The organism is Allostigmatella hybrida (genome assembly GCF_020103775.1).
In the GTDB taxonomy this organism is placed as follows: domain Bacteria; phylum Myxococcota; class Myxococcia; order Myxococcales; family Myxococcaceae; genus Hyalangium; species Hyalangium aurantiaca.
In genome coordinates, this window is record NZ_JAHXBH010000010.1 from 1 (window position 1) to 13,714 (window position 13,714).

Annotated in this window: 6 protein-coding genes; 3 read left to right on the forward strand and 3 right to left on the reverse strand. The window is 68.4% G+C overall.

Annotation, left to right across the window (positions count from 1 at the left end):
* A partial coding sequence (locus KY661_RS17810; RefSeq protein WP_225411338.1) for a protein kinase domain-containing protein occupies window positions 1-4,513 on the reverse strand: 4,513 nt, incomplete at its 3' end.
* A gap of 221 nt (window positions 4,514-4,734) precedes the next feature.
* Between KY661_RS17810 and KY661_RS17815 the strand changes: the two genes are divergently transcribed.
* Window positions 4,735-5,454: a lysoplasmalogenase gene (locus KY661_RS17815; protein ID WP_225411339.1), complete on the forward strand. Its 720-nt coding sequence runs from the start codon at window positions 4,735-4,737 to the stop codon at window positions 5,452-5,454.
* 38 nt (window positions 5,455-5,492) lie between these two features.
* Window positions 5,493-6,974 carry an FAD-binding oxidoreductase gene (locus tag KY661_RS17820; protein WP_225411340.1) on the forward strand — a complete coding sequence of 494 codons (1,482 nt, stop codon included), beginning with the start codon at window positions 5,493-5,495 and terminating at the stop codon, window positions 6,972-6,974.
* 29 nt (window positions 6,975-7,003) lie between these two features.
* Here the strand turns inward: KY661_RS17820 and KY661_RS17825 are convergent, their stop codons facing one another.
* Window positions 7,004-8,245, reverse strand: a complete 1,242-nt coding sequence (locus tag KY661_RS17825; RefSeq protein ID WP_225411341.1) for a sugar ABC transporter substrate-binding protein — start codon at window positions 8,243-8,245, stop codon at window positions 7,004-7,006.
* Between the two features lie 76 nt (window positions 8,246-8,321).
* Here KY661_RS17825 and KY661_RS17830 point away from each other — a divergent pair, with 76 nt between their 5' ends.
* Window positions 8,322-10,241, forward strand: coding sequence for a glycoside hydrolase family 88 protein (locus tag KY661_RS17830; RefSeq protein WP_225411342.1), 1,920 nt, complete (start codon window positions 8,322-8,324; stop codon window positions 10,239-10,241).
* A 19-nt stretch (window positions 10,242-10,260) separates the two neighbouring features.
* Here KY661_RS17830 and KY661_RS37580 read toward each other — a convergent pair whose 3' ends face one another.
* Window positions 10,261-13,482 (reverse strand): AMP-binding protein, encoded by a 3,222-nt coding sequence (locus KY661_RS37580; protein WP_317987278.1) that lies wholly within the window; start codon window positions 13,480-13,482, stop codon window positions 10,261-10,263.
* Window positions 13,483-13,714 lie beyond the last annotated feature (232 nt).

A 13,714-nucleotide genomic window follows, 5' to 3' on the forward strand; every position in this document is an offset into this window, starting at 1 on the left:
GAGCGTTTCGCTCAGCTCGTCTGCGAGCACCCCGTCTTCCGCGAGTGCTTCGGACTTTTATGAGGGGATGCCTCAGGTACAGCGCGGCATTCTCGATGGAGATGGCGGCCTGTGCCGAGAGAATGCTCAACACCTCCAGACGGCTGCCGTTGAAGGCCCCCGCAGCCAGGTTGTTCTCCAGATAGAAGAGGCCGAGCAAGTGATTGCGGTGGAAGATGGGGGTGCAGAGCACCGAGCGCACGCCGCGGCGGGCGATGTAGAAGTCCGTGCGGAAGGGCTCCTGGGCACACGCGTCATCCAGCACCACGGGGGCACCGGTCCGCAGCACTTGATGCGCGATGGCATGGCACAGCGCATCGCTGAGGGCCAAGGGCTGAGAAGGCACCACAACGCTCTTGGGGCCGTCCACCTCCGCTGCCGCCTCGACGAAGAAGTCCTGCCCCCGTTTGAGCACCAGCACGCCCCGCTGTGCGCCGGCGCTTTCCATGACGATGCCGATGAGGTTGGCCACCAACTGTGAGAACTGCAGCTCACTAGAGATGGTCTGCGAGGCCTTCATCACGGAGGTCATGTCGAGTATTTCATTGCGTGACTCGGAGGAGGCCGCTGCGGCCGTCTCTGGGGGCGTCATCCGCGCCACCGCGTCCCAGCGGCCGGCGGTCCCTCCATAGGTGCGCAGCAGGGACGCGTGTTCGGCCAGCAGCTGGTTGGCCTTTCCATAGGCGCCCCAGCGCTCACAGGCATTGAGCGCCTCCAGCAGATAGGCGTAGGCATGGGGCCGCCGTCCCCGCTCCACCTGAAAGCGGCACGCTTGTTCGCAGGCGAGGGCTTCCAGATTGGGCAGCCTGCTCGCGCGCGCGGCGGTAATGGCCTCCTCATACGTCTGAAGCGCCTCCTGCTCCTGCCGCCGCACGCGGGCGAACTCCGCGCGGACCAGGAGGTGGTGGGGCGCGTAGTTCTCCGGAGCCCGGTGGGCACACTTCCCCAGATACGCGAGGTGCTTCTCCATCACCGCCAGCAGCGACCCCGGGGGCTGGGGGCTGTCCAGGCAGACCGCCGCCGCGCTCATGGCATGATAAAAGGCATGTGTCACGAGCACGGCCTGGCCGGGGACGGAGGTCAGCCAAGGTCTGGCCGCCTCGGCATGCGCCAACGCCGCCCCGGGCCTGCCCATCAGGTAGTGCTGCTCGGCCAGCAGAACCGCTTGGTACGCCTGGGACAGTGGCCACTGGATATCGGGCGTGTACTCGGACACCGTCTCGGCACCGGTCAACAACAGCACGGTCTGTTGGAGGTACTGGAAGTTGGTGAAATTGCCTGAATCCTTGAACGGCTTCAGCAGCTCGATGAATTTGCGGTTCTCTGCCAGAAGCTCCGGGAGAGGATCCCCCAGGGAGAGCCGCAGCCAGGCACGCACGATGAGGCAGTGCGCCACCCGCTTCCAATCTCCGCCCTCCATCGCGCCCTTGTAGGCCTCCGTGAGCAGCTCCAGGCTGGTGCGGGAGCCGTGCACCCAGTGGTTGATGAAGGAGGCGTGCACGAAACGCACGTGGGCCTTGACGATGGGATCCTGGAAATGGCCGGTCAGCTCGATGGCCAGCTGCCCGAACTCCTGCCCCGTGAACGGGTCATCCCGCCCACTGGTGTGAATGAGCCCCAGCAGCGCGTAGCCGTAGGGGGAGAAGCGGCTGTTGCCGTGCTCCAGCGACAGCTTGACGAGCCGGAGCGCCAGCCACATGACGGCATGCTGCGCCACGAAGTAGGCGGGGGTCGTGGCCGCGGCCAGCAGGCCATGAATCAGCTCCACTTGCGGAGCCTTCAGCCGGGGCAACTGGAGCAGCTCCGCCACCCCACGCCCCTTCATCAGGTCCGAGACCTCCCGCATTTGAGCCGCCAGTTGATCCCTGTCCAGCGAGGCAGGGCACTCGACGCCCAGCATGCGCAAGCCCTCGAGGCTCAGCTCCAGCGCCTCGGAGTACTTGCTGTTCAGGGCCGCCAGGTGGGTCTGTAGGCCGAGCACCGTGGCCTGCTGCGCTGCGGTGTGCGCTTGGGCCCGCAGCGTCTCGAAGCAGGTGCTGGCCACCTCGAAGTCCCCCGCCAGGTAACTGGACTCCGCATACTCCATGGAGAGGGCGAAGGACCGCTCGTGCTCATGCGTCCAGGGAGAGGAGGGCAGGAGGGCGCTGCCCGCGCGGAACAGCTCGCAGGCGGTGCGATACGCGCCCGAGCCCGTTGCCCGTTGCCCCGCCCTCAGGTGGAGGTCTGCCAGCTCGAGCCGAAGATCCGGAGCGATCTGCTCCAGGTCATGGCCCAAGTGCGGAAGAATGGCGAACGCCCGCTCTTCCAAGCTCCCCGCGGCGCGGGCGTCCTCGTACAAACGCAAGCCCGTCCGCACGTGACAGGCGGCGCGCTCGGCCTTGGAGCTGAGCAGGTAGGCCGCCTGCCGCACCCGGTCGTGGAGGAAGCGCAGGGGCACATCGAAATCCGGGGGCACGCTGTCCCCGTGCGGATCAAGCAACCGGTAATCCGGGCTGAGCGGCAGCACGAGCCCGCGCTCGATGGCGCTCCAGAGCACGCGCGCCGTCTCCGCGCTCGTGGCGCCGTGGGCGAGCGTGAGGTCGCGGAATCCGAACACGGTGCCCAGACAGGCGGCCTGCTGCAATACCTCCACGGTCTCCGGAGGCAGCCTGCGGAGCTCCACCGCCATCAACCCCGCCGCGTCCTCGGGAATTTCCTGGGACTCGATTTCGGAGAAGTCCCATTCCCATCCCGTGCCGTGAGGGCTGGCGCGCAGCAGGCCCTGCTCGTGCAGGAACCGGAGGAACTCCTTGACGACGAAGGGGTTGCCCCCCGTCCTGGCGTGGATGAGGGAGCCCAACTCCAGAGACTGGGACTCGCTGGCACCGGTGACATCCTCCACCATCTGCGCCATCTCTCGTAGGCTGAGCGGTCCCAGGTCGAGGGTCTGGAGCGGGGTGCCCGTGGCGGTCAGCTCGTGGAGCGTGAGGGCCAGCGGGTGCGTTTCGGAGACCTCGACGTCCCGATAGGCGCCTACCAGCAGCAGGTGATGGCGGTCCGGGCCCAGCGCGAGCGCCTTCACCAGCGCGAGGGTGGCACTGTCGGCCCACTGCAGATCGTCCAGGAACAACACGAGCGGCCGGCCCGGCAAGGCAAAGGCCTGGAGCGCTCGCGCCAGTACCAGGGTGAGCCGGCGGTGGGCTCCGTCCGCGGGCAGGGGAGCCCCGGGAGGCTGCTCCCCCAGAAGCGCGCGCGTGTCTGGAATGGCCTCGACGAGCACTCCCGCGTTCGAGCCGAGCGCCTCCAGCAGGCGCTCGCGCATGAAGGACTCCTTCGCGGGCTCCTCGGCCTGGGTTTGGCGTACGAGCTGCCGCAGCGCCTGCTGAACGGCATCGAAGGGCACGCCACGATGGATGGGGTCGCACTTGCCCGAGGCGAACCGCCCCTGGCTGGCGGCGGTGGCCCTGTGCAGCTCGTTGACCAGGGAGGACTTGCCAATGCCCGCCGATCCGGTGACCAGCAGCAAGGGGCAAAGCCCGGCCTCCGCGCGCGCGTGCAACTCCTTCAGCAGCTCCAGGTCCGAGGCGCGCCCGTAGAGCCCTTGAGGCAATTGGAAGCGCTGGGAGCGGTCCGCGGAGCCCAAGGGGAAGGGGCGCGCGGCGGCTCCCTCCTGGAACTGGAGCCGGCACTTCTCCAGGTCGGCGACGAGGCCCGAGGCACTCTGGTACCGGGCCTCCGGATCCTTGGCCAGCAGCTTGAGCACGATGTCCGCGAGCGCCGAGGGAATGCTGGAGACCACCTCGCGCGGCGAAGGGGGACGCTGGGCGACGTGCGCATGGAGCAGCTCCAGCGGCTCGCTGGTGGGGAAGACGCGCCGGCCGGTGAGCATCTCGAAGAAGGTGGCGCCCAGGGCGTAGAAGTCCGCGCGGGAGTCCACGGCCCGGTTCATGCGCCCGGTCTGCTCCGGGGCCATGTAGGCCAGCGTGCCCGTCAGCTGGGTGAGGCCCTCGGGGATGACCACCTCCCGCGCGATGGCCACCGCGAGGGAGAAATCCGTGAGCTTCAGGATGCCGGTCCTAGGGTTGACGATGATGTTGTGGGGTTTGATGTCCTTGTGGATGACGCTCTTGCGGTGGATGTGGCCGAGCGCCAGGGTGATGGGCAAGGCGAAGCCCAGGAAGGTCCCCACATCCAGCCGTCCGCGCTCCTTCAGCAACTGGCTCAGCGAGGTGCCGCCAAAGTCTTCCAGGACGAGCCCCGGCCGGTCGGGGAACTCCTCGAATCCGAGCACGCGGACGATGCCGTCCCCCTCGACGCGGCGGGAAAGGGCGTACTCGCGCCGGAGCTCGAGGATGCGGCGCCGGTCGAGGTAATCACTGCCTGGGAACTTGATCAGGACCGGGCAGTCGTCCTTGAGCCGGGTCGCCCGGATGAGCAACGAGCGCTCACTCTCGTGAATGGGCTGATGAAGCGCGTACCCCCACCTACGCACCATGTACGCTCCGTCGTGACACCTGCTTTGCAGCAGGCCCATCAGTGGATGGTGGAAGTGTGCCATGGCTGCTGTTCCTTCTAGAAGTGGCTGCGCCATTCCGATCGTGCCCCCTGTTGACCTCCATGCTCCCCCGGTGAGCGCCCAGCGCCTGTGAGCCACGTCACAGGATTCCTGTGGCTTGCTTCACGGCCCTCCCACGGCCTGCCCCATAGGGTAGGTCCATGCTCCCTTCCACAGCGCATCCCCGGCGAACGTCTCTTCCTCGAATCTTCCTGGGCGCTTTTGTCACCGCGGCCCTGGTCAACTGCGCCGCGAACCTGTCTGGCTTCGGCGGGCCATGGCTGGCGTTCTGCTCGAAGGGGGTGCTCATGCCCTTGCTCGCGGCATTCCTCTACGCGAGCACGCGCGGCAGGAGCACATCCCTGCCGCTCCGCTTTCTTTTCCTCGCGCTGGGCTTGTGTTGGGCCGGAGACATCTCGCTGGGCTTGCCCGGGCACGATCTCTTCCTGGTGGGCATGGCCGCGTTCGGCCTGGCCCACCTTTGCTACATCCGCACGTTCCTCGATGGCGTCCAGTTGAAACGCCTCAACAGACGCGACGCCGTGACGTATGGCCTTCCGTTCGCCGTCTACGGATACACGCTGTACCCGGTCATCGCGGCACACATGACTGGGGGCAACATGCGCTACCGCCTGCCGGTGCTGATCTACATGGCGCTGGTGCTCACGAGCGCCATCAGCGGTCTGCTGCGCACGTTTCAGTTCAACTCGTCCTCTTCCACGTCGGTGCTCGCCGGGGCCGTGCTGTTCGTGCTGTCCGACAGCATTGTCGCCCTCTCGCGTTTCGTCGTCCCGCTGCCTGCCATGAATTTCGCCATCATGGGGACGTATCTCTTTGCGCAATACCTGATTGTCAAAGGTTGTGTACCTGCCGCTGCGTGAACCCAGTCCATCCATCTACCCTGAAGCAGGAGTCATCCATGGAACAGACAATTGATGGAATGAAGATCGTCACCGCCGAGCCCGTGTCGAACTGGTTCAATGACATCCATACCCATCCCAGGGTGATTGCCTATCCCACGCATCCCCGGCACCTTCAACGCATCGTCCGGGACACCCAGAGGTTTCCCAGTCCCCTCCGGGCGGTGGGTTCGATCCACTCCACCACGGCTTGCTTCGAGGCGGATACCGGGACCGTGGTGGTGATGAAGGCGTTCAATCACATGTCCCTGGGGGTGGATGCCGAAGGCAACCCCACGGTCACCGCGGGAGCAGGGGCGCGCTTCTTCGAGGTGGCCGAGTTCCTTTGCAGCCACCAGCTCCAGTTCTATGTGAACGTGGAGATTGGCGATCTCACCATGGGGGCCGCGGCCTGCGTGGGCACCAAGGAGTCCGCCTTCCCCGGAGAGCATGGCCAGGTGAGCTCCTACCTTCGGTCCGCGAAGATGGTCAATGCCCAGGGAGAATGCGTGGAAATCCCCAGCCTCACGCACGGGTTGGATCTACAGACGCTGCGCTCCAGTTATGGACTGCTGGGCTTCGTCTACGAGGTCACCTTCAAGGTGAAGAAGCTCACGGCGATGGCGGTGCGCCATCGCACCTTCACCCTCCAGGAGTTCACTGCCTTCCTCCAGACCGGGATGAAAGACCTGGAGAAGCAGGGCACGTCGATCATGTTCTACCTGGATCCCTTCACCCGCAAGCACCTGTTCATGGGGCCCCGGGGGCTCATCACCGCGGAGCTTCGCACCTACGTCGATGCGGATCCCGCCGCTTCCACCCGCTGGCAGTGGAAGCTGCGCAACCTCGTCTGGAGGGATGCGGCCCCGCGCTTCTCGCATCTTGTCGCGCGGTTCGTGCCGTTCCGGTTCCTGCGCAATGCGCTGCTGAACACGGCGAACTGGGTGAACCACTTCTTCCTGCGCACCGTCATTCGCGGTCGCAACACCCAGCCCACGGCGCAGATCATCCGCTACCCTCACAAGGGAGGTCCCGGGAAGTACACCTTCAGCATCCTGGCTTTTCCCGAGAAGGGCTATCCCGAGCTGCTCTCCTGGTACTTCGAGTTCTGTCAGCGCTATGAGGCGAAGCATGGTTACCGCAGCAACCTGCTGAACGTGGGGTACCGTACCTTCCAGGATCAGAGTTCCCTGCTCTCGTACTCCTACCAGGGCAACGCCATGACGGCCGATCCCGTCTCCACGGGAACCCCTGGGTGGAAGGAGTTCCTGGCGGAGTACCATGCCTTGGCGGAGAAACACGGGGGCGCGCCGTTGTTCAATCAGACCCCGGGGGTGACCGCCGCGTCCGCGTGGCAGGCCTTTGGTGAGCGGCTGCGCGAATTCGCCAGGATTCGCGCCCAGCTCGACCCCACGGGGCGCTTCCTGAACCCCTTCTTCAAGGCCCTGTTGGAGGAGCCCTTCCCGCGGCAGCTGGCTCGCCCCATGCGCAGGGCAGGTTGAGGCCCAGGGCTCGAAGGGGCCGCCATGCTTCAGGGGGTGGGGGCCCGCTTGCCGCGCAGTCCCTCCACGTCCCGCTGGACTGACTTCTGGGCCTCTTGCAGGGCCGCCTTGGGCGAAGCGGCCTTGCGTGCGATGGCGTTCATGGCGCTGGTCATCGGGGACCAGACCATCGTCATCTCCGCCAGGTTGGGCAGCGGCACGGCGAACTCCGCCTGGGCGCGGAACGCCTTCAGGAGGGGATCCTGCGCGATCGCGGGCTCGTCGTAGGACTGCTGCAGCGCGGGGTTCTGGCGGCCCACCACCGCCATGATCCGCTCGCCCTCCGGGCCCGTGAGGAAGTTCACGAAGTCGAACGCCTGCTCCTTGTGCTTCGACGGGGCGGCCACGGCGACCCCCTCCACCGTCATCCACGGGCGCATCGGTTTGCCCCCGGCCTCGTCCACGGTGGGCAGCAGCGCCAGGCCGTAGTCGATGTTCGGGGACACCTCTCCCAGGAACCACGGGCCGGAGAACACCATCGCCGCCTTGCCCGTGTTGAACAGCGAGGTGGTCAGCGCCGTGGAAGGCTCGGGCGGAAGGAGCTTGTCCTTGTCCACCCAGCGCATCAGCAGCTCCAGCGCCTTCACGTTCTCGGGCGCATCCAGCCGGGGCTTCGGGCCGGGGTCGAACACCCGTCCCCCGAAGGCGTTCATCAAGGCCCCGTGGTAGTAGAAGTCCGTGTACGGGTAGACGAGGCACGTGCTGTCCTCCTTCTTCCCGGGCAGCTTGGCGCAGGTGTCCACCAGCTCCTTCGTGGTCCGCGGGGGCTTGGGCAGGAGCTTCTTGTTGTAGATGAGCGTGAGGACCTTGAAGTTCAGGGGCAGGGCGTAGACGGAGCCCCGGTAGGTCATCGCCTCCAGGGTGGCGGGGAGGAAGCGCTTGCGGAGGGGCTCGTCCAGGAAGAAGTCGAGGGGCTCGAGGATGTTGCCGCTCTCGACCCAGCCGCCCAGCCGGTCCTGCGGAAAGATGAAGACATCGGGGCCCACCCCCCGGGGCACGGCGGCGCTGATCTTGTCCGTGAAGGCATCAGACGGAATGTTGCGCAGGGTGGCCTTCACGCCCGTGCCTGCGCGGGCCTTGTTGTAGGCGGCCACGGCCTGCTCCAGGGCAGTCCGCTCGGCAGCCCTGTACCCGTACCAGATCTGCAGGTCGACCTCCTTCTTCTCCTGCGCGCGGCCGGGGAGGGGTACCGAGAGGAGAAGAAGGAACACAGCGAGCAAACAACGGTTCATGGGTGCACCTCGGAAGGGGGCCAGTCTACAGAGAAGCATTCACTCCTGAACGCTGCCGCTGATCCGGGAGGGGAGGATGCTTATTTCCCATCAATGGCCCTCCCTCGTCCGGGAGGCGCGCCAGGAGGTGGACATGGGGGGCAGGATTCAGATGCGAGGCGTGGGCTTGCTCCTCGGCCTGCTCGTGGCGGGCTCTGCCCTGGCGCTGGAGGATGCGGCGGTGGCGCGCGCCCTCCAGTTCTCCCAGCAGCAGCTGGCGCGGATGGGGGCGCAGCTCCCGGTGGGCCAGTACCCGAAGAGTACCCCGCCGGATGGGAGCCTCCAGACGACGCCCGCCACGGACATGACCGGCTGGACCCAGGGCTTCTTCCCCGGGGAACTCTGGATTCTGTACGAGCTGACCGGCGAGGCCTCGTGGAAGACGCTCGCCGGGGATTGGACGCGGGCCCTGGAGGTGCAGAAGGGGAACACCCAGACGCATGACCTGGGCTTCAAGTTCATCCCCAGCTATGGCCACGCGTACCGGCTGACAGGAGAGCCGTACTACCGGGACGTCCTGCTGGAGGCCGCACGCTCGCTGGCGGCTCGCTACGACGCGAAGGTGGGGGTCATCAACACCTGTGACTGGAACCCGGACTGGCACCTGCCCACCGTCATCGACACGATGGTGAACCTGGAGTTGCTCTTCTGGGCCGCGGAGAACGGTGGGCCGCCCGAGTGGAAGGACATGGCGCTCCACCATGCGCTGCGCACGCGGGAGGATCTCGTCCGCCCGGACGGGAGCACCTTCCACGTCGTGGATTATGATCCGGTGTCGGGCGCCATCCTCTCGAAGGAGACGTACCAGGGGTATGCGGACGGCTCCACCTGGACGCGGGGCCAGGCGTGGGCCATGTACGGCTTCACCCTGGCCTACCGGTACACCCAGGATCCGCGCGTGCTGGAGGCCGCGCGGAAGGTGACCGATGCCTACCTGAACCGGCTGTCCGGGGACTTCGTGCCCAACTGGGACTTCGATGCGCCGGAGCAACGCAAGGACTCGTCGGCGGCCGCGGCGGCAGCCTCCGCGCTGCTGGAGCTCCACCGCTTCGTGGAGGATCCGGTCCAGCGTGCGCGCTATCAATCCGCCGCCGTCCTCATGCTGGAGAACCTCACTTCGCCGGCGTACCTGGCCGCTGGGACACGCAATGCGGGCATCCTGCTGCACGGCGTGGGGCATCTGCCCGCCGGGCACGAGGTAGACGTGGGGCTCGTCTACGGGGACTACTACTTCCTCGAAGCGCTGATGCGGTACCGGCAGCAGCAGCCTCCTCCGGGCGGGGAAGCGGGCTGGCACTCGAAGCGTGCGTTCGCCGGGAGCCTGTACTCCCTGGGAACGGGGAACACCGGCGTGCTCACGGTGGAGTTCGACGTCACGCCCCATGGCCCGGCCGTTGATGGCGTGATGGGCTACGTGGGCAGCGCGGCCCAGGTGTCCTCTTATGAGGACCTGCCCATCAGCGTGCGCCTCAACCCCAGTGGGGTATTCGACGCGCGGAATGGGGCGGCCTACGCGGCGGCGAACCTGGTGCCCTATACCGCTCACCAGACGTACCACGTGCGCATGGTGGTGGACCTGCCCGCCCAGATCTACAGCGTGTGGCTCACCCCTCCTGGCCTCCCGGAAGTGCTCCTGGCGGAGAACTACGCCTTCCGCGCCGGGGCTCCCTCCGTGGTGGATTTGGGCCAGGTCTCGCTCCGGAGTACCCAGCGCGACAACGAGTTCACGGTAGCCCGCCATACCGTGAAGGCCATGGCCGTGCCTCCAGATCCGGGAGGGCCCACGCCGGGTGTCCCTCCGGAGGAGACGCCGGGCGAAGACGGGCCTCCCGAGGATTCACCGGCCGATGAGCGCAACGCCGGAGGGTGTGCCGCGGCCACGGGGCCCTTGGGGGCTGCCTGGGGGGGACTGCTGCTGGCCGCGCTCCTCCGGGCCCGCCGTTGCCAGGTGCGCTGAGCGCCCCGGAACGGGCGGCTCAGTGGGAGCGCGTCTGGGGAGGAACGGCCCGGGCCGCGCCGAGTCCCGCCGGGGGCGTGGCCTTGAGGTTCTCCACCTGGGTGCAGAGCCCGCGGAGCACCTGCTCGGTGAGCTTCGCCAGCGTGCTCAGCAGCTCGCCGTCGGCCGTGCGGCCGTGCCAGAGCAACTGTGCCTGTTCCGCGGACAGCCGGGCCTCCACGCGCAGGGGGATGGCCCCCGTGCCCGGCCAGGGCCCATCATCGAACAGGGCCAGGGTGTGCAGGGTGCCACGGCTGGAGGGGGCGCCCTCATCCGCCAGGTGCAGGCCGAAGTCAGGCACGGGCAAGGCGGTGAGCGCGTCGGCGAGCGAGCGATCCTCGCCGTAGGTCCGCAGGCCCTCGTAGGCGAGTCCCTCCAGCGGCGCTTCCAAGAGCTGGAGGTGGATCCGCCGCGCCAGCTTCTCCGGGACCGCGCCCGGCTCCACGGTCACGAGCGTGGGGAACGCATAGTGGAGGTTGCCCAGCATGCGCGAGGTGTCCACCCGGTAGAGGCTGGTGCCCCGCGCGCTCTGCTCCAGGCTGACCCGCACCGAGGCGCGCTGGGTGTGCGCCGCGAAGGCAAGCGAGCACGCCGTCAGCAGCAGTGCCTCCCGGGAGACATCGAGCAGGGTGGCGGCTCGCTGGAGCGAGGCCGCGTCCGCGGTGGCCTGCGCGCTGGGAGCGGGGGCGCCCGACGCACCGGGCGAGGGGGAAGCCGCCTCGGAGGCGGGGGAGGTCCTGAGCCAGTGCGTGCGGGCCTCCTGGACGGTCCGGGGCAGCCGGACCTCCGTGGCGAGCTGCTGCGCCCACCCCATCAGGGAGCCGCTCTGGGGCGCCAGCCTCACGCGCCCTCGCAGCCGTGCCTGCTCACACGCATCCGCCAAGTCCGAGGCGAGGATCCGCCACGAGGACTCATCCATCAGCGACGGGTGGCAGATCGCCATGAGCCACGGGGCTGCCTTGTCGCCCCGGGCGCAGAAGACGAACGTGGCCAGCGCTCCCGAGCACCGGCCCACCTCCGCGCCCAGCTTCCGGGCCATGGCCTCAACGGTGGGCCAGCACTCCACGTCCGTGCGGGACGCGAGATCGATCCGTGTCAGGGGAACGGGCTCCTTCTCGGGAGCGATGAGCGCGGCCCAGCCGGATGGGCCCTCGGCTCCCAGCCGCGCATAGCGCAGGCGCAGCGGCTCGTGGGAGGCCCACACCGCGTGGAGCGCCTCCTCCACATGGAAGGCCTCGGTGCCCACGGGCAGCTCGAACACCCGGCAGGCCCCGGTCCGGCCCTGGAGCCCGCGTGCCGGATCATGGACCGCGTAGAGCGCGGGCGTCAGGGGGAGCCGGTCCAGCGGCCCCTTCCAGGCGGATTCACGCCCCGGGGAGAGGGTGGGCTCGGCCTGGGCAGGGGCAGGGCGCTCCTCGTCCTGGGGCTGGGTCAATGACTTGAGGCCGGAGGCCTGGTGCAGGGCCCGCGTGGCGGAGCGGGAGACCCGGCCTGTGGAGGAGCGGGGCAGGGAGTAGGCCCGCACGAGCACGACGTCCCGGGGCGTCACCCCGTGGCGCAGGTTCACGCGGCGGTGGATGGCCTCGATGATGTCCTGCTGCCGCTTGCGGGCGTCCGCGCCCACCGGCTCCGGCTCGGAGGGGAGCAACTCGGCGATCAGCGTGAGCTCCTCGTTGCGCCCCTGCTTGGAGGCAGCCGCCACACAGCTGCCGGGCACCAGGGCAGGATGGCTCGACTCCACGTCGAACTCGAGATCCTGCAGCCGCAGCTCCTGGCCCTGCCAGATGATGACGTCCCGGAGCCGCCCGGTGACATACAGGTCTCCGCCCACGCTCGCGCCAAGGTCTCCCGTGCGCAGGAAGGCGCGCCCCGCGGAGGCCGTGCCCGCGAGCCGCCCGCGGAACACCTCTTCCGTGGTGCCCACCCGGCCCCAGTAGCCATCGGCCACGCTCAGGCCGGACACCCAGATCTCCCCAATCTCCTGCTCGCCGCGCACCGCGCGGGTGATCGGGTCCACGATGAGCACCTGGACGCTCGCCGCGGACCCACTGCTCACCAGCTTCGTGGCCGCGCCCGGCCGCTCGGTGATGCGCTGCTGGGCCAGCGCGTCCACGGCCACCCCGCGCACGGTGGCGCCGGCGTCGGACTTGGAACTGGAGATGAGGAACGTGGACTCGGCCAGCCCGTACAGGGGGCGGAAGGCCTTGGCCTGGAAGCCGCACGGGCCGAAGTGCTCCGCGAAGCGCTCCAGCGTCTCGGCGCGCACCTGCTCCATGCTGGAGAAGGCGACGCGCCAGCGGCTCAGGTCCAGCTTGGCCCGCTCCGCCTCGCTCACCGAGCGCACGCACAGCTCATAGGCGAAGTTCGGCGCGCCGCTGACCGTCGCGCCGTGGGCGGAGATGGCCTCCAGCCAGCGCCCCGGCCGCTGGAAGAAGGACTGCGCCGGCATGAGCACGCAGTGCACGCCGGCGTACAGGGGCTGGAGCACGCCCTCCAGCAGCCCCAAGCCCTGGTGGCTGGGCAGCCAGAGGAGGATTTTATCGGTGAAGGTGTGGCCCAGCGATCGCCGCAGCGCCTCGCAGTTGTCCAGGAGGTTGGCGTGGGTGACGCGCACCCCCTTGGGGGCGCCCAGGGTGCCGGCCGTGTACTGGAGAAACGCGATGGCGCGCGTGTCCACCACGGGCGGATGCCAGTCGGCGGGGGGCGGCCCGGAGATGGCCTCGGCAGCGATGAGATCGATGTGGCCCGCGAGCCCCTCGATGGTCAGCCGCTGGCCCTCCGCGGGCCGCTGGCCGGCGACGAGCGCCGCCGCGGCCCCGGAGTCCATGGCCAGGGTGGCCATCTGCCCAGGCCCCTGCTGGGGCGAGCCGAACAGCGGGGAGGGCACGGGCACGGCGATCGCGCCCGCGTACAGGCAGCCAAAGAAGCTGGCGACGGAGGTGGGGCCCGGGGGCAGGGAGACCAGGACGCGCTGGCCCGAGAGCCCCCGCCCGTTCAGCTCCGCGGCGATGGCCCGGGCGCGCGTGTCCAGCTCGGCGTACGTGAGGGTGACGTCCTCGGAGGGCTGCGCGCCCAGGAAGGTGAACGCGGGGGCCGAGCCCTGGTCTGCCGCGCGGCGGCGGAGGATGTCCGCAAACGTTCTCGCCTCCTTCCACACGAGGCGGGCCCCGCCGCTTGCCGGGGAGTGTACGTGTTCTTTCACGGCGTCCCGTCACCTGGATGAAGAAGAACCCGGCGCGCGAAGGCCCGGACCTGACAACCGAGGATCCACCGAAGAACGGGGACCTGTCCATCGCTTGGAAGTGCAACGGAAAAATCCAACGATGACGCCCCCTTAAGGCAGGCGCTGGGCCTCACGCTGCGTGAAGGCGGGCGCGGACCCTGGAGGGCTTTCGGCGCCGGACGCGGGCTGGGAGCGTGTTGACGCTCCCAGG